Source organism: Pseudomonas sp. FP198, assembly GCF_030687895.1.
Classification (GTDB): Bacteria; Pseudomonadota; Gammaproteobacteria; order Pseudomonadales; family Pseudomonadaceae; genus Aquipseudomonas.
Genome location: NZ_CP117452.1, coordinates 4690316 through 4710805, shown reverse-complemented (window position 1 = coordinate 4710805; position 20490 = coordinate 4690316). Strand labels below are relative to the sequence as shown.

The 20490-nt window shown below is 62.3% G+C and carries 14 protein-coding genes and 2 pseudogenes; 4 read left to right on the top strand and 12 right to left on the bottom strand.

Annotated features, from left to right (window positions below; genetic code table 11):
* Positions 1-28: 28 nt before the first annotated feature.
* A complete protein-coding gene (locus tag PSH78_RS21425) occupies positions 29-997 on the bottom strand; it encodes a LysR family transcriptional regulator (RefSeq protein ID WP_305496620.1) in 969 nt (322 codons plus the stop codon).
* Between the two features lie 310 nt (positions 998-1307).
* Between PSH78_RS21425 and PSH78_RS21420 the strand changes: the two genes are divergently transcribed.
* From PSH78_RS21420 to PSH78_RS21405, 4 genes are all read left to right on the top strand, one after another.
* Positions 1308-2903, top strand: a complete 1596-nt coding sequence (locus PSH78_RS21420) for an efflux transporter outer membrane subunit (RefSeq protein ID WP_305496619.1) — start codon at positions 1308-1310, stop codon at positions 2901-2903.
* A gap of 143 nt (positions 2904-3046) precedes the next feature.
* Entirely contained in the window at positions 3047-5095 is a 2049-nt protein-coding gene (locus PSH78_RS21415) for an FUSC family protein (RefSeq protein WP_305501348.1), read from the top strand.
* Complete coding sequence (locus PSH78_RS21410) at positions 5085-5285, top strand: DUF1656 domain-containing protein (RefSeq protein ID WP_305496618.1); 201 nt, start codon at positions 5085-5087, stop codon at positions 5283-5285. Before PSH78_RS21415 ends, PSH78_RS21410 begins: the two co-directional genes overlap by 11 nt.
* 10 nt (positions 5286-5295) lie before the next feature.
* Complete coding sequence (locus tag PSH78_RS21405) at positions 5296-6159, top strand: HlyD family secretion protein (protein ID WP_305496617.1); 864 nt, start codon at positions 5296-5298, stop codon at positions 6157-6159.
* 286 nt (positions 6160-6445) lie between these two features.
* Here the strand turns inward: PSH78_RS21405 and PSH78_RS21400 are convergent, their stop codons facing one another.
* The 11 genes and pseudogenes from PSH78_RS21400 to algK all read right to left on the bottom strand — a co-directional run bounded on the left by PSH78_RS21400 (position 6446) and on the right by algK (position 20482).
* Positions 6446-7270: an SDR family oxidoreductase gene (locus tag PSH78_RS21400; protein WP_305496616.1), complete on the bottom strand. Its 825-nt coding sequence runs from the start codon at positions 7268-7270 to the stop codon at positions 6446-6448.
* A 30-nt stretch (positions 7271-7300) separates the two neighbouring features.
* Positions 7301-7765, bottom strand: a complete 465-nt coding sequence (locus tag PSH78_RS21395; protein WP_305496615.1) for a multidrug transporter — start codon at positions 7763-7765, stop codon at positions 7301-7303.
* A gap of 230 nt (positions 7766-7995) precedes the next feature.
* Complete coding sequence (locus tag PSH78_RS21390) at positions 7996-9447, bottom strand: mannose-1-phosphate guanylyltransferase/mannose-6-phosphate isomerase (protein ID WP_305496614.1); 1452 nt, start codon at positions 9445-9447, stop codon at positions 7996-7998.
* A gap of 145 nt (positions 9448-9592) precedes the next feature.
* Positions 9593-10258 (bottom strand): alginate O-acetyltransferase AlgF, encoded by a 666-nt coding sequence (locus tag PSH78_RS21385; protein WP_305496612.1) that lies wholly within the window; start codon positions 10256-10258, stop codon positions 9593-9595.
* A gap of 14 nt (positions 10259-10272) precedes the next feature.
* Positions 10273-11448, bottom strand: coding sequence for an alginate O-acetyltransferase (locus tag PSH78_RS21380; protein WP_305496611.1), 1176 nt, complete (start codon positions 11446-11448; stop codon positions 10273-10275).
* A gap of 11 nt (positions 11449-11459) precedes the next feature.
* A pseudogene (locus PSH78_RS21375) lies at positions 11460-13026 on the bottom strand (MBOAT family protein).
* Between the two features lie 221 nt (positions 13027-13247).
* Positions 13248-14374 (bottom strand): annotated as a pseudogene (locus PSH78_RS21370) (mannuronate-specific alginate lyase).
* A gap of 23 nt (positions 14375-14397) precedes the next feature.
* Positions 14398-15849 carry an alginate O-acetyltransferase gene (locus PSH78_RS21365; protein WP_305501347.1) on the bottom strand — a complete coding sequence of 484 codons (1452 nt, stop codon included), beginning with the start codon at positions 15847-15849 and terminating at the stop codon, positions 14398-14400.
* A gap of 12 nt (positions 15850-15861) precedes the next feature.
* Positions 15862-17454 carry a mannuronan 5-epimerase AlgG gene (gene algG / locus PSH78_RS21360; RefSeq protein WP_305496610.1) on the bottom strand — a complete coding sequence of 531 codons (1593 nt, stop codon included), beginning with the start codon at positions 17452-17454 and terminating at the stop codon, positions 15862-15864.
* A gap of 26 nt (positions 17455-17480) precedes the next feature.
* Positions 17481-18965, bottom strand: coding sequence for an alginate export family protein (locus tag PSH78_RS21355; protein ID WP_305501346.1), 1485 nt, complete (start codon positions 18963-18965; stop codon positions 17481-17483).
* A gap of 5 nt (positions 18966-18970) precedes the next feature.
* Positions 18971-20482, bottom strand: a complete 1512-nt coding sequence (gene algK, locus PSH78_RS21350) for an alginate biosynthesis TPR repeat lipoprotein AlgK (protein WP_305496608.1) — start codon at positions 20480-20482, stop codon at positions 18971-18973.
* Between the last annotated feature and the right edge of the window lie 8 nt (positions 20483-20490).

Sequence of the window (20490 nt, the reverse complement as noted above, 5' to 3'; positions counted from 1 at the left end):
TTTTTCCCCTCGGTGCGCGGTCGCGGATTCAGTTCGCGACCCGTGTCCCCGTCAAGCTTCCACTCAATTCATAGGCCGTCAGTTCGGCCTGGTGCGCCGCGAGGATTTCCGGCAACGAGCCTCGCAGGTATTCGACCCACGTCTTGATCTTCGCATCCAGGTACTGGCGCGAAGGGTAGATGGCGTAGAGGTTCAGTTCCTGGGAACGGTAGTTGGGCATGACCCGCACCAGCGTGCCGTTGCGCAAGCCTTCGATGGCGGCGTACACCGGCAGCACGCCCACGCCCATGCCGCTGGTGATCGCGGTTTTCATCGCATCGGCGGAATTCACCAGAAACGGTGAACTGTTGATGGTGACCATCTCCTGGCCTTCCGGGCCGTCGAACACCCATTTCTCCAGCGGAATGACCGGGCTGACCAGGCGCAGGCAGGCGTGGTTCAGCAGATCGCTGGGCTTCTGCGGGCAGCCGCTGGCCTTCACGTAGGCGGGCGACGCGCAGACGATGCTGTAGGTGATGCCCAGGCGCTGGGACACGAAGCCGGAATCCGGTAACTCGCTGGCGAGTACGATCGAGACGTCGTAGCCCTCGTCGAGGATGTCTGGCACCCGGTTGGCCAGGGTCAGGTCGAAGGTCACGTCCGGGTGTGTCTTGCGATAACGGGCGATGGCATCGATGACGAAATGCTGGCCGATGCCGGTCATGGTATGAACTTTCAGTTGCCCGGCCGGGCGCGCATGGGCATCGCTGGCCTCGGCTTCCGCCTCTTCGACATACGCCAGGATCTGCTCGCACCGCAGCAGGTAGCGTTTGCCGGCTTCGGTCAGGGCGATGCGGCGAGTGGTGCGGTTGAGCAGACGGGTTTGCAGATGCGCTTCCAGGTTGGAAACCGCGCGCGAGACGTTGGCCGTGGTGGTGTCGAGTTGCGCGGCGGCGGCGGTGAAGCTGCCGGCTTCGGCAACACAGCTGAACGCACGCATGTTTTGCAAAGTGTCCATGGAGGGCTCTCTTGGGAGGTGTCAAATTGTGACATGAAGTTACAGAGATGCGGGACCCCGACTAATGGATTATCACGATAACGGTAACAAAGATTCGCAGAAAGGTCGGCTTATCGCCGTTGGGGGCGATGCCTAGAATTGCCGCCAGTCCTGGATCCTGTGGGAGCGAGCCTGCTCGCGAAACAGGCACCACAGTTGTCCTCGGTGCGTCTGGCCGGCCGCTTCCGCGAGCAGGCTCGCTCCCACAGGTGTGTTCCAGGGCGAAATTCTTTATCTCTTCTTGCCTCTCCACCTCAGGAATATTGCCCCCGTGCCGCGTTGCATCAGCAGAGAGCTGAAGACTCTCAGTGTTTGGGTTTTGACGCTGACCCTCAGCGGCTGTATCGGGATGGGAGGGATCGCGCCGCAAGGCGAGCTCTTGTCGGCCAACCAGTTGGCGACCGATACGGCGATACGCGAGGCCGCCCGCGACGCTCACTGGCCGACCCGTCAGTGGTGGAAAGTCTATGGTGACCCGCAGCTGGATCGCTGGATCGACCTGGCTGTGCGAGACAGCCCGAGCCTGGCCATGGCCGTCGCTCGGGTGCGCCAGGCCAAGGCCATGGCGGGTGTCGCCGAGGCCGCCGAGTCGCTGCAGATCAATGGCGAGTCGGCCCTCAAGCGCCACAACTGGCCCACCGATCAGTTCTATGGCCCTGGCGAACTGGCCAACACCACCACGTGGGACAACAACGCCGCCCTGGGCTTGAGCTACGCCCTGGACCTGTGGGGCCGCGAGCGCAGCGCCAGCGAGCGGGCCGTCGACCTGGCCCATGCCAGCGTCGCCGAGGCGCGGCAGGCGCAGCTGGAATTGCAGGACAACATCGTGCGCGCCTACATCCGGTTTTCGCTGCATTACGCCCAGCGCGACATCGTCGCCGCGACCCTCCATCAGCAAGAGCAGATCCTCGAACTGGCGCAGAAGCGCCTGGACGGTGGCATCGGCACCCATTTCGAAGTCAGCCAGGCCCAGGCGCCATTGCCGGAAACCCACCGTCAGCTCGATGCCCTCGACGAAGCCATTGCCCTGAGCCGCAATCAATTGGCGGCGCTGGCCGGCAAGGGCCCGGGCGACGGCGCGCGCCTGCAACGGCCGACTCTGGCGCTGGGGGCTCCGTTGAAACTGCCATCGGCATTGCCCGCCGAACTGCTCGGCCAGCGCCCGGATGTGGTTGCCGCGCGCTGGCAAGTAGCAGCCCAGGCCCATGGGGTCGAGGTGGCTCGCGCGGGTTTTTACCCCAACGTCGACTTGGTCGGTAGCCTGGGTTACATGGCTACTGGCGGTGGGGCGCTGGAGTTCCTGACCGGCAAGAAGCTCACCTACAACGTCGGCCCGGCCATTTCGCTGCCGATCTTCGATGGCGAACGCCTGCGTGGCGAGTTGGGCGAGGCTGCGGCGGGTTATGACATCGCCGTGGTGCACTACAACCAGACGCTGGTGAGTGCCCTCAGGAGCATTTCCGACCAGTTGATCCGCCGTGAGTCGATGGACAAGCAACAGGCCTTCGCCGCCGAATCGGTGGCCGCCGCCCAGCGCACCTACGACATCGCGCTGGTGGCGTTCCAGCGGGGGCTTACCGACTACCTCAACGTACTCAACGCCCAGAGCCTGCTGTTCAAGCAACAACAGGTGCAACAGCAGGTAGACGCCGCGCGGTTGAGCGCCCATGCCGACCTGGTCACCGCATTGGGCGGCGGACTGGAGGCCGGCAGCGACATGCCTGTGGCAAGCGATGCCCCGTGGCGAGGGAGCTTGCTCCCGCTGGGCTGCGAAGCAGCCCCAGGTTCTTCAGATGGGTGCCGCGCCGTCCCTTCAGGTGGGTGCTGCGCACCCAAGCGGGAGCAAGCTCCTTCGCCACGATTCTGAGTAGGCCTTCCGTGACGTATTTACTTCGGTTTCATCGCCTCGAATGGCGCCGTGGCTTTTTCGATTGGGCCCGCAGCGATGGGGTGACCTGGGTCTACATCTTCAAGGTATTGCTCGCCGCGTTCCTGACCCTGTGGCTGGCGATGCGCCTGGAGTTGCCGCAACCGCGTACGGCGATGATCACCGTGTTCATCGTCATGCAGCCCCAGAGTGGCCAAGTCTTTGCCAAGAGTTTCTATCGCCTGCTCGGCACCCTGGCCGGCTCGGCGGTGATGGTGGCGCTGATCGCCCTGTTTGCCCAGAACACCGAATTATTCCTCGGCTGCCTGGCGATCTGGGTCGGCATCTGTTCGGCCGGCGCGGCGCGTTATCGCAACTTTCGCGCCTACGGTTTTGTGCTGGCCGGGTACACCGCGGCGATGATCGGCCTGCCGGCCCTGGCCCATCCGGAAGGGGCTTTCATGGCGGCGATGTGGCGGGTGTTGGAGATTGCCCTGGGGATTCTCTGCGCCACTGCGGTCAGCGCTGCAATCCTGCCGCAAACCGCGAGCGCGGCCATGCGCAACGCGCTCTACCAGCGCTTTGGCGTGTTCGCCCTGTTCGTCACCGATGGCTTGCGCGGGCGCAGCCAGCCCGAGGCATTCGAGGCACGCAACGTCGCTTTCATCGCCGAGGCGGTGGGCCTGGAAAGCCTGCGCAGCGTGACCGTGTTCGAAGACCCGCACATGCGTCGGCGCAATGGTCGGCTCAGTCGCCTGAACAGCGAATTCATGGGCGTTACCACGCGCTTCAACGCCCTGCATCAGTTGCTTGAACGCTTGCGCAATGGCGCGGCGGATGCGGTGGTGGACGCGATCAAACCCGGCTTGCAAACCCTCGCCGAATTGCTCGACGGCTTCAGCGCGCGGGCCTTGACCGACGCCGATGCGACGCGCCTGGCGGCGGCGCTGGCGGCCTACAAGGCCGACTTGCCAGCCCGGGTGCGCCAGTTGCGGGGACAATTTCAAGAGACGGATCCCAGTGAGGCACAGCAGCTGGATTTCCATACTGCATACGAGTTGCTGTATCGCTTCGTCGAAGACCTGCATGGCTACGCCCAGACCCACGCGTCACTGGCCGATCACCGCCACGAACGTGAGCGCTGGGACGAACCCTTCGTGTCGCAGACCAATGGCCTGGCCGCCGCGGCTGCGGGTTTTCGTGCCGCCTTCATCCTGGTGGTGCTGGGCAGCTATTGGGTCGCCACGGCCTGGCCGAGCGGTGCGACCATGACGATGATCGCCGCCGCCACCGTGGGCTTGTCGGCCGCCACGCCGAACCCCAAGCGCATGGCGTTCCAGATGGCCTGCGGCACGTTGTTCGGGGCGTTGATCGGGTTCGTCGAGATGTTCTTCATCTTCCCGTTGATCGACGGCTTCCCCTTGCTCTGCGTGATGTTGGCGCCGGTGATAATGCTGGGCGCGTTCCTCAGCTCACGTGCGCAATATGCCGGGGTGGGGCTGGGCCTGCTGATTTTTTTCAGCACCGGCTCGGTGCCGGACAACCTGACGGTCTACAACCCCTACGCCTTCATCAACGACTACCTCGCGATGATCCTTGGCATGCTGGTGTGTGCGGCTGCCGGGGCGATCATCCTGCCGCCCAACAGCCGCTGGATGTGGCGCCGGCTTGAACAGGACCTGCGCGAACAAGTGGTGTTCGCCATCAGTGGCAAGCTCAAGGGCCTGGCGTCGGGATTCGAGAGCCGTACCCGCGATCTGCTGCACCAGGCCTACGGGCTGGCGGCGGGGCAGCCCCGGGTGCAATGGGACTTGCTGCGCTGGATGTTCGTGGTGCTGGAAGTCGGCCACGCGATCATCGAGTTGCGTAAGGAACAGGCGACGCTGCCGGTGCATCCGGCCTATGCCGAAAGCCAGCCATGGCGCCAGGCAATCCGGGTGATGGGGCGGGCGCTGGTGCGGCTGTTCCGCCAGCCCGGCCAGAACAACCTGGAGCGTGCCCTGGTCGCGGTGGACCAGGCCATCAGCCGGGTCCAGGCTACCGACGAACCTTTCGCCGCGCATTTCGACACTTCCGCCCTGCGCCGGGTAAAGAGCTACCTGCACTTCATCCGCACCTCGCTGCTGGACCGGCAATCACCCTTGGCGGCTTATGCCGCGTCGCTGCCCCAGGAACCTGAACATGCTCCGTGAGATCGCCTTCCACGGCGTATACATGCCGACCATGACCCTGCTGTTTTTCATCGCCGCCGGCCTCGCCTGGGCGTTGGATCGTTTCCTCTCGGGGCTGGATCTGTACCGTTTTTTCTGGCATCCGGCGCTGTTGCGCCTGAGCCTGTTCACTTGCCTGTTCGGCGCGCTGGCGCTGACGGTCTACCGTTGAGATCGATGCGATGAAGAAATTTTTCAGCCTGCTGGCGACGCTGTTGGTACTGGCGCTTGCGCTGTGGATCGGCCGGACATTGTGGGTGCATTACATGAACACCCCATGGACCCGCGATGGCCGGGTACGGGCCGACATCATCAATGTCGCCGCCGACGTCAGCGGCGAAGTGATCGAGGTGCCGGTGCGCGACAACCAGTTGGTCAAGAAGGGTGACTTGCTGATGCGCATCGACCCCGAGCATTACCGGATTGCGGTCAAGCAGGCGCGTTCGCTGGTGGCGTCACGCAAGGCCACCTGGGAAATGCGCAAGGTCAATGCCCATCGGCGCGCCGACCTGGACAGCCTGGTGATTTCCCGGGAAAACCGTGACGACGCCAGCAATATCGCCGACTCGGCCCTGGCTGATTACCAGCACGCCCAGGCGCAGCTGGAGGCGGCCGAGCTGAACCTGGCTCGCACCGAGGTCCGTGCGGCGGTGGACGGCTACGTCACCAACCTCAATGTGCACCGTGGCGACTATGCGCGCATCGGCGAGGCGAAGATGGCCGTGGTGGACATGAATTCGTTCTGGGTCTATGGCTTCTTCGAAGAGACCAAGTTGCCCAAGGTGCACGTCGGCGATGCCGCGCAGTTGCAGTTGATGAGTGGCGAACGGCTCAAGGGGCACGTGGAAAGTATCTCCCGGGGCATCTACGACCGCGACAACCCGGAGAGCCGTGAACTGATCGCCGACGTGAACCCGACGTTCAACTGGGTGCGCCTGGCCCAGCGGGTGCCGGTACGTATTCATCTGGATGAAGTGCCGGATGGCGTGCTGCTGGCGGCGGGGATGACCTGTACGGTGGTGGTAGAACTCCACGACAAGCGCTGAGCCCCTGTGGGAGCGAGCCTGCTCGCGAAAGCGGTGGCTCAGCCAACATCAATGTGAATGTGAGACCGTATTCGCGAGCAGGCTCGCTCCCACATTGGATCTTCGGCGGGCATGAGTGTTGTGTTCACCCACAGTCCCCTGTGGGAGCGAGCTTGCTCGCGATAGCGGTGGTTCAGTCGCATGGACGGTGACTGACACGCCGTCATCGCGAGCAAGCTCGCTCCCACATGTTTCCGGTTATCTCCAGGATTCTTGGCACAACAGCAAAAAGCCAGAGCCCGATGATTTAAAGCGAGCGACCCAACCCGAACCGCTTCATCAAGCCTTTCTCCAGCAACCCCTTGGGCAACACACCGGCCATCAGCGGCAAGGTCCGGCTGCCGTTGCCCAGGCGCAGCAGGCGCGGTGGTTTGGGTTGTTGCACGGCTTTGAGCAGCGCGGCGGCGAATTCGCCGGTGGGAGTCGGGTTGTCCTGGGACGCCTTGGCGCGGGCGCGGATACCGTCGCGCAGGGGCCACCAAGGCGATTGTTCGCTGATCAACTGCTCGGCTTCATGGCCGGCATTTTTCGCGAAGCTGGAGGCAATGGCACCAGGCTGGACCTCCATCACGCGGATCCCGAACGGCGCCAGTTCCATGCGCAGCGCATCACTCAAGGCATGCACGGCAGCCTTGGAGGCGCAGTACGCCCCGGCAAATGGCGTGACCAGCACACCGGAAACGCTGCCGATATTCACCACCAGCCCCTTCGCCCGGCGCAGCACGGGAAAGAGTGCGCGGGTCACGCCGACGATGGCGAACACGTTGGTTTCGAACTGACGCTGCATGGCCGGCACGCCGCCATCGAGCAATGGGCCCATGGCGCCATAACCGGCGTTGTTGACCAGCACATCGAGGCCGCCATGTTCCTGGTTGATTCGCTCGCCCAACTGTTCAAGTGCCTGAGCGTCGTTGACATCCAGCTGTACGGCGGTGAACCCGGCGGCGCGCAACTGCGCCACGTCGTCATCCTTGCGGGCGCTGGCCCAGACCTGGTAACCGGCGGCCTTGAAGGCGTCGGCGAGGGCGCGGCCGATGCCGCTGGAACAACCGGTGATCAACGCAACGGGCATGGCGCTTTCCTTGTGCAAAAAATGGGCGGGTCAGTTGGAGAAACTACCTTGCAGTCGCTCGGCACGAAACTCCAGGGTTTGCGGGCGGTAGCCGGGGCGCAGTGGCGGTATCGGCAGGCAATCCTGCCAGTCCACGCCGGGTTGCAATTCGCCGGGGCCGCGGTAGCGCGGTGAGCTGTACTGGTTGTCCGCCAGGTTGATGGTATCGCCGGGGGCATAGGCTGCGATTCGCCAGCGCAGTTCGGTCAGGGGTACGTCGTTGCCATTGCGCATTTTCAGCAGCAGTGGGCGATCGGCGGGGCACTGGTCAGGCGCGAACGTGACGCGCAGGTCCAGACGTGCCAGTTGCCGGGTTTCCCGGTTCTCTTCCCAGAGTACCCATGCCGCCACCAGCCCCAACCCGACAAACGCCGCCAGGGACACCGGCAATGCCTTGGCCGGGTAGCGCAGCAGCAGGATGAGCCAGGTAATGACCAGCAAGACGCCGATAAACATGATTGAAGCCTCCGTGACCGTCGGCACATCCTACCGAAGGGGGCGGGCCATGGGTATTGCTCCCCCTGGATGGGTCACCGAACGCCCAGGAAAAAGCCCCCGCCCAACCCGCTGCGGATAGGGGACGCAGTGGGCTGGACGGGGGCTTCTTGTACGACTGATCTTTTATTGCCGATCGTTACTACTGATCGTTGCTACGGGTTCTTGCTACTGGTTGTTCCTACTAGCCGTTATTGCGCGATGGTCTTCACCGACACGCCGCGCTCGATCGGGGTGGAGCGACCGTAGATGTCTTCGAAGCGCTCGATGTCGTCTTCGCCCAGATAGCTACCGGACTGCACTTCGATGATTTCCAGCGGGATCTTGCCCGGGTTGCGCAGGCGGTGGACCGACGCGATCGGGATGTAGGTCGACTGGTTTTCGGTGAGCAGGAACACGTTCTCGTCGCAGGTCACTTCGGCGGTGCCGCTGACCACGATCCAGTGTTCGGCGCGGTGGTGGTGCATCTGCAGCGACAGGCACGCGCCCGGCTTGACCGAGATGTGCTTGACCTGGAAACGACCGCCCATGTCCACCGAGTCGTAGGAACCCCATGGACGATAGACTTCGCAGTGGTTCTGGGTTTCGGTGCGGCCCTGGGCATTCAGGGTGTTGACCATCTGCTTCACGCCTTGGACCTTGTCCTTGTGGGCGATCATCATGGCGTCCTTGGTTTCGACCACGACGATGTTGTCCAGGCCGATCACCGACACCAGCTTGCCGTTGCCGTGGATCATGCAGTTGCGGCTGTCCTGGACCACGACGTCGCCCTTGGTGACGTTGCCGTTGGTGTCTTTCGGGTTGACTTCCCACAGCGACGCCCAGCAACCGACATCGCTCCAGCCGGCCGACAGCGGCACCACGCAGGCGCGTTGGGTTTTTTCCATCACGGCGTAGTCGATGGAGTTGTCCGGGCAGCAGGCGAAAGTGGCTTCGTCAAAAGTGATGGTGTCGGCGGTCTGCTCGCTGCGCTCCAGGGTCAGCAGGCAGGTGTCGTAGATGTCCGGATCGTGCTTTTTCAGCTCTTCGAGGAAACGGCTGGCACGGAACAGGAACATGCCGCTGTTCCAGAAATAGCCGCCGGCATTGACGAATTCGGTGGCGCGCTTGACGTCGGGTTTTTCGACGAAGTGCGAAACGCGGCTGACGCCTTCAGGCAGCAGGGCATCGTTGGTCGACTTGATGTAGCCATAACCGGTTTCCGGCTTGGTCGCCGGTACGCCGAACAGCACCATTTCGCCACGCTCGGCGGCCACGGTGGCCAGCGCCAGGGCGCGTTGCAGGGCCTTCTGGTCTTCGACGACGTGGTCGGCCGGCAGCACCAGCATCAGTTCGTCGCGGCCTTCATTGACCAGCATCATCGCAGTCAGGGCCACGGCCGGTGCGGTGTTGCGACCGAACGGTTCCATCAGGATGCGCTGGGCTTCCAGGTTGCGGGCCGACAGCTGCTCGTTGACGATGAAGCGGTGGTCCTTGTTGCAGACCACGATCGGCGTGTCCATGCCTTCGAACACCAGGCGCTCGAGGGTCTGCTGGAACAGGGTGTGTTCGCCGGTCAGGGCCAGGAACTGTTTAGGGAATTGCTTGCGCGAAAGCGGCCAAAGACGTGAGCCGCTACCACCTGACAAGATCACCGGAATCATGTGTGTTACTCCTACAAAATCGAAATGGTTTCAGAGCTACTGCGTTCTGTCGTTTCACTCTCTTGTTGTTGTTCCGTGCCTGAATGACGCCTTCAAAGTGGGAGCAGGTGGCCCCCACAGGCAGGGCGTCAGCCAGGAAAACTCATCAGCGGGTCGACACCGGGCGTTTCACCCAGACTGGCGACAGGCTGCTGCCGGAGCCGGTTACGTACAGCACGGCCGCTTCGCCACGCTCCAGGGCAACAGGCTTGACGTCGCCGACTTTCTTGTCGCCTTCGTACAGGGCCAGGCTCACTTTCACCGGGTTGATTTCACGTTCGCCACGGCCCTTGGCCGCTACGTTCGGAACCACTTCGGTCTTGCCATCAGCGGTCTTGAGGGTCAGCGGCTTGTCGCTGAGGTTCTGCACGCGGACCAGGGATTTCTGCTTGTTCTTGAACGGTGGTTCTTCGATCAGTTGTGGCTGGCCGCTGGCGTTGTTGACCAGGGTGTAATAGTGATCGGAGGCCAGTTTAACCGGTACGGTCTGGCTGCCCACCTTGGCGCTGTAGTCGCCGCCAGGCATGAAGCTGAAGTCGCTGCTGGCCAGTGGGGCCACGTCGCTGATATTGGTGCTGCCGACGGTGGCGCTGACTTCGGCGTTGCTGGCGTTATAGATCCGCACGAAGCTCGAACCTTTTGGCGCGACCGGGCCGTACAGGGCCGAGTCACCGGCGAAGGCTGAGAAGGACAGGGCACTCATGCTGGCGACCAGGGCAACGGCCTTGAAGGAGCGAGCAGCGAGACGGCGAGGAGTAGTGTTGAAAGTCATGGTGGACCTCTCTTTCAGTTTTGCGCCCGGTCGGGCGTCTCGGATTGTGTGTTTGCAGCTACGTTCTGTTGGCGGGCGCCGGCTTGTTTGAGCTCGGCGACCCATTGCGGATCGGCGTCGCCGATCTCGTTGTTCACGGGCAGATAACGTTCAGGAAACTCCCAGATCAGCACTTGTGGCGGGCTGTTCTTGAAGGCGTCGCTCTTGAGGTAGCTGAGCATCGGCAGAATCGGGCCATGGCCGTCTTCGGCGTAGTTGACGACGTCGCTGTGCAGGGCTTGCTTGAGTGCACCGACGAAGTTCCAGTTCGGGTTGGCGCTGTAGCTGGTACCGATCAGGGCCACGGGCACCTGGGCATCGGCGAACAACGCGTCTTCGCTGGCCGGCTGGTCGTCGGCTTCGCGGGTGTTGCGCTTGACCAGCGGTTCCTGGGCTGGCATCAGGTTTTCGAACAGCGGGTCCAGCGGCAGGAACTGACGCAGGTCGCCCTTGTGGATGATTTTTTCCGCAGGCTCTGTGACGAAACGCTGTGGCTCACCATTCAGTGGTGTGCGTTCGGCAATCGCTTTGGCCAGATGTTCCGCAGCGATTTGCGCGCCTTCCGGAGTCCAGTGGGTGTCGGTGCGCAGGAACACTTGCTGACCGCTTTGCTTGGCCTGTTGCAGCGGGGCGAGCAAGTCAGGGGCAAGGATCTTGTCCGCCGCGACACGGGCGTGGAAATCCTGGTACAGGTTGGCGTGAATGCTCGACGGCTTCACTTCACCCAGGTGCTCCGGATACAGCCGCGCCTTGGCCGGCACGATGGCCATGACCAGGGTAATGCCTTGCTCCTTGAGCTTCTGGCGCACGCCTTCGATCAGGGCGTAGTTGCCTTGCAGGTTCTGGTCTTCGTTGACGATCGGATTGAATTCCTCGTCGCTGAACAGCCACTGATCGCGGCCCAGGACCACGCCTTTGCGGCCCTCGTTGAACAGCTTGTAGTCCAGCGCCGCCCAGATGTTGGTGCCCAGGCGTTTGATCGGGAATTCTTCGTCGTAATGCGTTTCCACGGCCTTGGCCCAGCGACCGTTGAGCACGGTCGCATCGGGGTTGGTGCTGAAGCCGAGGAAGCTGCGCATCGACCAGATACCTAGCGCTGTCAGTATCAGCATGAACAGTGCAACGTAGAAGATGCGTAATGAGCGGGTCATGTCCGGATCCCTCAGAACTGGAAGTAAAGGAACGGCGAGAAGCTTTGCGCCGACAGTTTGAGAATCGAGGCGATGAACAACACCAATACCAGGGTGCGCATCACGTAGCGCGACCAGTCCACGGTCCAGTAGGCCGGTTGCACCTGGGCTTCGACGCCGACGGTGTAGCCTGGTTCATGGATGGTCGACGGGTTGTCGCCCGGTACGGCTTTGATCAGCCCCGGTTGTGCGGTAGCAGGCCCATTGGCTTCGGTGCTCTCTGCAGGCTTGGCCTTGACCGGCGGACGGTTGGTGTAGAAGTCGCGCAGGCCGAAGAAGGCGAGGGTGATGTAGGCCACTGCCAACGTAGCGATCTGCAGGCCGGTGAGGTTGGCGCGGGTCAGTTCCGACAGCGACCAGTCACCGAAGCTGAACATCGCGCTGTACATGCGACCGGCGACGTGCAGGTTTTCGGCACGGAAGATCACCCAGCCCATCACCACCAGCAGGAAGGTCAATGCCCAGCGGATCGGGTTGATGCTGCGTGGGTTGGTGTCGATACCCACCGCTTTTTCGATGGCCAGCCACATGCCGTGCCAGGCACCCCAGATCACGTAGGTGATGTTTGCACCGTGCCACAGACCACCGAGCAGCATGGTCAGGAACAGGTTGCGATAGGTCATCAGCGTGCCTTTGCGGTTACCGCCCAAGGTGATGTAGAGGTAGTCGCGCAGCCAGGTCGACAGGCTGATGTGCCAGCGCCGCCAGAACTCGGTGATCGACTGGCTGATGTAGGGCTGCTTGAAGTTTTCCATGAAACGGAAACCCATCATCAGGCCCAGGCCGATGGCCATGTCGCTGTAGCCGGAGAAGTCGAAGTACAGCTGCGCGGTGTACGCCAGGGCGCCGAGCCAGGCATCGCCCGTGGTCGGGTTCTCCAAGGCGAAGCAATGGTCGGCCACCACCGCCAGGGTGTCGGCGATGAACACTTTCTTGATGAAGCCCTGCATGAAGCGCGTGCAGCCTTCGGAGAACTTGTCCAGCGTGTGGGTGCGGTTGTTGAACTGGTCGGCCAGGTCACGGAAACGCAGCACGGGGCCGGCGATCAGGTGCGGGAAGATCGCCACGAATGCCGCGAAGTCGATCAGGTTGCGAGTGGCCGGTGTGTCACCGCGATACACGTCGATGATGTAGCTGATGGACTCGAAGATGTAGAACGAGATACCGATCGGCAACAGGACGTGGGTCAGGATGAACGGGTTCAGCCCGAAGCTGGTGATGATCGCGTTGAGGCTGTCGACACCGAAATTGGCGTATTTGAAATAGCCCAGGATGGCCAGGTCCACGCCCACGCCGAGCAGCAGCCAGCGTTGGGCCGGCTTGGTGCGCACGCCGGCGGCGCCGACTTTCAGGCCGATCCAGTAGTTCCACAGGGTGACGCCGGCGAACAGGGCGAGGAAGTCCACCCGCCACCAGGCATAGAACACGTAGCTGGCGATCAGCAGCAGCAGGTTGCGATAGCGTTGCCCGCTCAGGTAGTACAAGCCGAAGAAAGATCGGCAGGAACAGGAACAGGAACACATTGGATGAAAATACCATCCCGATCTCTCCATGTTGAATCAACAGTCAAGGGCCAGAGCCCCCCCAAACCCCCCCATGAAAACCGGGGGGCTATTACATTCGAAACACACCACTTTCCCTTGTGGGAGCGAGCTTGCTCGCGATGACGGTGTATCAGTCGACATCAAGGCGAATGTCAGGCCGCTATCGCGAGCAGGCTCGCTCCCACAGGGTTCCCCTGCCAGGCAGAGAGAAAGGTGTCAGCTTCCTTTTTCGCCTTTCTCCCGCGAAGGGTCATACACCCGGGTCAGGTCGCCGCCGAGGCGGAAGGTCTTGAACGGTTGCATTTCATGCTTGCGTTCCAGCACGTCCTCGGAGCAGGTGTAGAGGCTGCAGAACGGTTCGAGCCAGGCGAATTTCGAATCGATCTTCAGATCCTTCATGTCCTGCTCGTCGCCGTTCTCTTCTCTTCGAAGATGTCCGGGTCTTTCACCCCGGCCAGCACCCGGTCGCCCAGTCGCTTGAGGGCGCCATTGTTTTCCTGGCGCAGGTCCACGCCGTTGACCTGGGCGAAACTGGCGATCATCGCCAGCGGCGGCAGGGCATAGTTGTGGTAGGACAGGGCGCGTTGCTTGCGCTTGAGCTCGTTGGGCAAGAAGCCTTCGGCGTCTACCTGATTGACGCCGACCTTGTATTCCTTGACGGCCCAGTCGAACAGGTCGCGACGGTTGGTCGCCACGGCGGTCGCCATCACTGACCAGGCGGCCCAGTACGAGTGGTTGTTGGTCTTGTCCAGCGGCAGGTTGTCCCAGTCGCTGACGACCTGGTCGGCCATCTTGCTGAACCAGCTCTCGATCAGTTGCGCCTGTTCCTGGTGATTCGCCAGCGGGCGCGACTCGGAGAACTTCAGGCGCACATAGGCCGAAGCCATGCTGCCCAGCGCCCATTTGCGCATGGACTTGCCGGTGTGGTTGAAGTCCTTGGACATCAACGCATCGGCCTTGGCCCAGGCGGTCAGCCAGTTCAGGGTGCATTCCAGTTGCTCGGGCCGACCGTCGCGCATGAACTGCATGACCTGCTTGCTGATGCCGCGCTCGATCTTGGTGATGTCGGCGGTGCTGTCGCGGAAGGCTTTTTCCGACTGCACGTTCAGCGTCGCGCGAGCCTTGTCGGAGCCCTCGTACTTGCTGCGAAACTGCAGCGAGCCGGTGTAAGGCGTCGGCACGGCTTCGCAGCCCTGGCCGCCGGAGCCTTCCTTGACCTTTTCAATCGGTGCGAAGTAGCCCTGCGGCGGGCGCAGTGGAGCCGCCGCCTGCGTGGCCCCGGCGAACATCGCCAGGGTCAGCAGCGATGGCGCCAACAGCGTTTTCAACGTTCGGGTGCGCATGGTTCTGGTCATGAGACGAGACCTCATTGTCCGATTTGAGCCGTTTGTTGCTCGGCTTGCGGAGATGCATTGCGTTTGCAGACTTTCGCTTCCACTTGCAGTGGCTCTTTACCGGCTTCAGGACCCTGGACCTCTAGAGCCAGGAGGTTCTGCGAGGCCCAGTCTTCGTCGGTGCGCAATTGGAAGGCGAAACGCCCGTCGGTTTCGGAGGTGTTCGGTTTTTCGATTTTGATGTCCTCGTGGCGCCCATTCATGTACCAGAGGGTGGCTTGCAAGGTTTTCACCGAGGTGTCGGCGAAGCGGATGTCGATCTGGTGACTGCCGTTACGCAGGTCCATATTCTTGCTGTTGACCATCAATTCGTTCTTGCCCGGCTTGAGCTTGGCCTTGCTGCTCATCAGCGCCGGCTTGCCTTCGCAACCGTTGTTGTCGAGCAGCGCCATCATCTGGCGATAGATGGTTTCCTGGTCCAGGCGATACAGCGGCGAGAATTCCCAGATGAGAATCTTCGGCGGGTTCTTCTGGAACTCTTCGCTGCCCAGGTACTGGATCATCGCGCCCTCGAAACCGCCGCCCGGGAAGGCTACGTTGAGGATGTCGGCGCCGATGGCTTCTTGCAGGAAACCGGCGAAGTTGTAGTTCTTGCCGCTGTGGCTGGTGCCCACGAGGGTGATCTGCGGATTGCCGGAATCACCGAACAGGTCGCCGTCGCCAGCCTCGCCCTTGGGCTCGGTGGTGAACTGGTCCATGTACTGGATCGCGTAGCTGGTGCCGCAGAGTTGCCCGGCCATGTTGTGCAGGGTGCCGGTCTTGCCCATGCGGCCAGACTTCTTGGTCTCGAATTCCTGCTTGGGAATGTCGGCGAAGGCCGGGATCTGCTTGACCTTCTCGGCCACGATCTTCGCCGTGCGCTGGGCGCCGTATGGGGTCCAGTGCTGGTCGCCACGGAAGTAGAAGTCGTGGGCCGGCAGGGTTTCGGGCAGGTTTTCGTTGGTCAGTGGCGACAGGTCCGGCACCACGTAACCCATCTGCGCGAAACGGCCGAGCATGGTTTTGTAATTGGCCAGGGCCTTCTCGTAGTCGAAGGACGCCTTCTCCTGCGGGTTGAGCTTGTTGCGGTTCACCAGGCCACGGGTCGGCTGGTAGACGATTACCAGCTCGACGCCTTTTTTCTTGAAGGCATCGTGCAGTTGCTGCATGCGCTTGTAACCGGCCGGCGTGGTATTGAACTCGGTACGCAGGTCTTCCTGGGTACGGAACAGCCAATCGCCCTGGGCCTGCACCAGCGTGGTGAAGTTCTGCTGGTAGCGCGTGGTGTAGTTCTTCGCGTCATGGGCAGCCGGGCACAGGTTGCAGCAGGGTTCGGCGGTAAAGGTCGGTGCTTTGACTTCATCGGCGCGCGCGCCGCTTGCGGCGGCGAGAATGCCGGCAGTCAGGGCGGACAGGCCCAGAAGTTTGATCATCTGTGGGTTCATAAAGGTCATTCCTCAGTCCCGCATTTCGGTCTGGCGTTCGACAGGGTCGATCAGCACGGCTTTTTGCTGGCGCACCAGCAGGTCGAGGATTTCGTCCTGGCGTTCGCCAAGAATCCCCGTGAAGCTGATGCCGCTGGATTTGGTCGGCGCGAGCATGGACACGCGGTACAGCTCGACGCTCAACGGCGAGTCGATGGACAACGGACCGCTGCCATTACCGGCCAGTTCACCGCCGACCACGATCAAGGAAACCTGGGCGTCGAACGGGTCGAGCTTGATGTCCCGGTCGGTGTCGGAAAGGTCCTTGATGTGGCCATAGAGACCGGTCAAACCGTTGGCCATGGACAGGTTTTCGTACAAGCGGATGTTCACGCTGTTACGAATCCGGATGCCGTGGCGCTGGTTGCTGATCACCTTGTTGCCCCACAACAGGTTGTCACCACTCTCATAAAGCGTGATGCCGTCGGTGTGGTTCTTGTAGATCTCGTTGTAGGCGATCACGTTGTTCACGCTGTTACGGTCGATCACCAGGCCCGAGAGTTTGTTGTCGTAGCTGCGGTTGTTGAAAATGAAGCTGTCGTTGACCTCACGGGAAATAATGATCCCGTGCTTTTTCTTGGTCCCGTAGACGGTGTTGTCGGCAATGATCAGCCGATGGGAACGGTCGTGGGGGTCGATGCCGTAGACGATGTTGTCCTTGTAGGTGTTGCTCTTGACCACGAAGTCGTTGGTTTCGTAGCAGTAGAAGCCGTACCACATGTCCGAGAACTCGGAACCGATGATCCAGCCGGTCGGTTCCGGGCGCTTGAGGACCTTGGCCATGTTCGGCGTGTACTGGGAAATACTGACGCCGTACGACTTACTGTTGGCGTAGCCGAAGCTGGCCATCTTGGTGTTGACGATGTAGGTCTCGGTGCCGCCCCAGGACAGCAGGAACGGCCGGAACTCGTTGGCCGAACGGAATGTCGCGGGGCCGTTGTCCTTTTCACGCCAGCCGGTGACCTTGGTGTCGCGGATGAACATCCGGCCATTGTTGACCAGGAACGAGCCGCCCTCTTGGGACAGGCGCAGTTCCTGGGTCTGCTTGTCGATCTCCAGGATGCCTTTTTCGCCCACGACAATCGGAATCCGCGCCAGGAAGACGCCTGGCGAAGTTTCCTTGAGGTACTGCTTGGGCACCTTCTTGACCAGATCCTTGAGGTTCATGTAGCCGTCGTCGATGAAGATGGCCTGCGGGATGCCGTGCTGGCGCACCACCCACTCGGCCATCTTGTTGTCGCCGCCGATGAAGTCCTTCAAGGCGTTTTCCTGCATCATCCGCCGCACGCTGACCTTGCCGGGCTTGCTGCGCACGATCTTCGCCGCGACCGCTTCGGCGGTGTAGCCGGAGAGGTCGGGCAGGGTCGGTGCGGCCAGTTCCAGCGGTGCGGTCGGCGCGCTGCTGACGGTGTAGGTCTTGGCTTGCTGCAGTTCCTTGACCACGTTGCCCGGCTTGACCACCGGTTCAACGTTGGCGAACGCCGACGAGCCGGCCAGCAGCATGGCTGCGGCCAACAGGCTGATCGAACCTTTCATCGCCTGGCTGTTCCTGAGGTAGTGGTTCATATCGGGCACTCCCATGGCCGTTCGCATCAGAAGCGCCAGATCACGTCGACAAAGGCGCGATGCATGTACGAATCGACCTCTTTGCCGTAGGCGTCGCCTGGCTTGAACACGCCGCCACGAAAGCGCACCAGCGCCGACGGCTCATCAATCGATTGACTCAGCGCAGCCGGCAGCAGGCCTTGCTTGAAGTACTTGGTGACGACCAGGTCGACTTCCTGGCCCAGGTCCTTGTTGCCGTCGCGCAGTGGCAGGGACGAGGTGGACAGGATCGCGCCGGTCACGTCATCGGTGTTGTTTTCCACGGCGTTGATGCCGTTGCTGCCCACTGCCTTGTTGCCGTCCACGCGCCAGAACTTGTGGTACACCAGGCTGGCGTCGTATTCGTCACGCAACTGCCAGGAACCGAACAGGCTGGCGCTCTGGGTGTTGGCCATCTCGCCACGGAACGCCTCGCCGAAACGATGCACGCGCGAGCGGGTGCCGGTGAAGTTCGAGCGGTTGCTTTGCAGGCCGTTCTGTTCGTAGTCCTCGCTGGCGCGGGCATAGGCCGCACCCACTTGCCATTGCGGGTCGAGGCGCAGGCGGATACCCAGGTCGGTGGCCCAGCCGTCGACGTCGTCGCTGCGCTTGAGTTGCGCGGGGCGGGTGCCGTCGGCGTTGAGCGGGTTGACGGTGTCGCGGTCGCCGGTCATGCCGGTGACGCTTGCCCAGTAGTTGACGGTGTTGGTGTTGCGCCAGTTGTAGGCGTCGCTGTTGGCTTCCAGGCCGAGCCAGGTCAGATCACCGTTCTGGGTCTTGTCCAGGGTGTCGGTGGCCTGGCCCGGGACCGGGTAGTCGAGGCTGCCGCTGTCATGGCTGTGGTGGGCACGGATCCCGGCCCATTGGCCTGGCATCCACTGATAGCCGACGTCACCGTAGACATGCATACGGTCCTTGTCCTGGGGCGACAGCTCCTTGAGGTCGGTGCGGTATTCGCTGAACCGCTCGGCGACGCCCAGGTTGGCGCGCAGCAGCGTGGTGTCGAAGGTCCAGTTCAGGGCTTCGATGTTGGTGTCGCGCCATTGCCCGTCGTCATTGCGCAGGCGTTGGCGACCGAACTTCAACTGCTCGCCCGGATAAGGGGTCAGGCCCCGGTAGCCAATCCAGAATTCGCGCATGGCCAGGTAGCTTTTCTTGGCCTCGCGGTCGCCGCTGTCGGTTTGCTGGGTCGCGTCGTCCGACTGTTGCAGGGTGTCGGTTTCGATGATGTCGGTGGACGTCACAGCCTGGGCCATGGCATAGGCGCTCCACGCACCGCTTTCGCCGTAGACCCAAGGGCGCAGGTCGAGGCCGATGCCGTTGACGTCGCCACCACGCTGGGTGCCGAGGTCGCGGTCATCTTCGGACTGGCCGGTGATCTTCACTTCCAGGCCGAAGTTCTTGCTATCGGTCAGGGCCGCCAGGGTCGGGCAGGACCACAGCAGGGCAAACGACAGGCCAATACCAGCCTGTACAAAAGGATTGAGCTTCAAAAGCTTCATAGAGGTTCCTCGCCGTCATCTTCTTTTAGGGCTTGCAGTTCCAGCGTATCGGGGCTCATGGCGCCGCGAATGGCCTGCTCTTGTTGTAGCAGGCGTTGCGCTTGTGCAAGTTGTTCCGGCGGTAATTGTGCTTCGAGGGTCTGGGCAAGCTCGATGGCTTGCGGGGTGTTTTGCGCCTTGGCCAACTGGCTGAACACATAAGCGTTGACCGGGTTGGGCTTGGTGCCCTTGCCTTGGGAAAACAGCTGGGCAATGGCGTAGTCGGCGCTGTTCTGGCCGCTGCGGGCGGCCTTGAGCAGGTGATCCAGGGCTTTTTGCGAGTACACCTGGCCCAGGTAGCCGCGACGGTAGATCTGGCCGAGGTAGTAATCGGCGGCCACTTCACGGCCTACGGCTTTCTGGAAATGCGCCTCGGCGACCTTGGCGTCGGCGGGTACCCATTTGCCTTCGTAGTACAGCTTGCCCAGCAACAGCTCGGCGCGCGGCTGGTCGGCGGCGCGGCCGTTTTCTAGGTACTGCATCATCTTGTCGACGTCGCCCAGCTCGGGGAAATCGTAGAGCAGCTGCGCCAGGCTGACCCACGAAGCTGGGTTGCCGGGCGCGATGCCTTCGAGCAGCGACTGAGCGGTTTTCTCGTCGGTCTTGCCCAGGCTGGAATCGGCCAGGACACGCGCGACACTGTCCACGCGCTGGGCCGAGACCACACCGCGAGCGTGGCCGGCCTGCATCTGCTTGATCAGCTCGGCCTGCTGTTCCGGCTGGCCGCGTTTCTGATAGACCGTGGCCAGTTCGACGTAGCAGATGTCGGTGGTCGCCAAGGCGGCCTTGCAGACTCTTTCCACTTCGTCCAGATGCTGGTCGTACGTACCCTGGGTGCGATAGAGCAGGATCTGCGCCAGGCCCGCTTCCGGATAACCGGCGCTGCGCCATTGGCTGATCTGCTGCTGCGCGTTGACGTTCGGGAAACTGTGGGGATATTGCAGGTACAGCATCGCCAGCGGGATCAGCGTGTTCCCCTCACCGTTGGCAAAGGCTTTTTTCAGCAGGCCTTCGGCTTCGTGCTTTTCAGCTTCGGTGGAGCCGGGCTTGGCCACCAGCAGGCGACCCAGGCGAGCCTGGGCGCGCGGCGAGATGTCGGCGGCGGCGCGGTAGGTCGCCTCGGCCTTTCTCATCTGCTCGGGGTCGCGGCTGTCCACCTGGATATCGGCCAGGCCCACCTGGGCCTCGCTGTAGCCCAGGTCTGCCAGTTGCTGGTAGTTCTGCTGCGCCAACGCCGTGTCGCCGCGCTTGAGGGCTTCGTTGGCCAGGCGCTGGTCGGGCAGGCCGGCGCAACCGCTAAGACTGACTGCCAGCGCCAGAGCACACAACGCATATCCTGTGTGGGAGCGAGCTTGCTCGCGATGCAGGCCGCTCGGTGTACCAGACAGACCGCGTCGATCCCATCGCGAGCAAGCTCGCTCCCACAGGGAATGCGGTGCATTGTTGTTTTGTGGAGTGATCACGGGCATTTCCTCGA

Coding starts and splice junctions, on each gene's coding strand:
- PSH78_RS21425 (WP_305496620.1), bottom strand. CDS start 997: ATGGACACTTTGCAAAACATGCGTGCGTTCAGCTGTGTTGCCGAAGCC.
- PSH78_RS21415 (WP_305501348.1), top strand. CDS start 3,047: ATGCGCCTGGAGTTGCCGCAACCGCGTACGGCGATGATCACCGTGTTC.
- PSH78_RS21410 (WP_305496618.1), top strand. CDS start 5,085: ATGCTCCGTGAGATCGCCTTCCACGGCGTATACATGCCGACCATGACC.
- PSH78_RS21405 (WP_305496617.1), top strand. CDS start 5,296: ATGAAGAAATTTTTCAGCCTGCTGGCGACGCTGTTGGTACTGGCGCTT.
- PSH78_RS21400 (WP_305496616.1), bottom strand. CDS start 7,270: ATGCCCGTTGCGTTGATCACCGGTTGTTCCAGCGGCATCGGCCGCGCC.
- PSH78_RS21395 (WP_305496615.1), bottom strand. CDS start 7,765: ATGTTTATCGGCGTCTTGCTGGTCATTACCTGGCTCATCCTGCTGCTG.
- PSH78_RS21390 (WP_305496614.1), bottom strand. CDS start 9,447: ATGATTCCGGTGATCTTGTCAGGTGGTAGCGGCTCACGTCTTTGGCCG.
- PSH78_RS21385 (WP_305496612.1), bottom strand. CDS start 10,258: ATGACTTTCAACACTACTCCTCGCCGTCTCGCTGCTCGCTCCTTCAAG.
- PSH78_RS21380 (WP_305496611.1), bottom strand. CDS start 11,448: ATGACCCGCTCATTACGCATCTTCTACGTTGCACTGTTCATGCTGATA.
- PSH78_RS21365 (WP_305501347.1), bottom strand. CDS start 15,849: ATGAACCCACAGATGATCAAACTTCTGGGCCTGTCCGCCCTGACTGCC.
- algG (WP_305496610.1), bottom strand. CDS start 17,454: ATGAACCACTACCTCAGGAACAGCCAGGCGATGAAAGGTTCGATCAGC.
- algK (WP_305496608.1), bottom strand. CDS start 20,482: ATGCCCGTGATCACTCCACAAAACAACAATGCACCGCATTCCCTGTGG.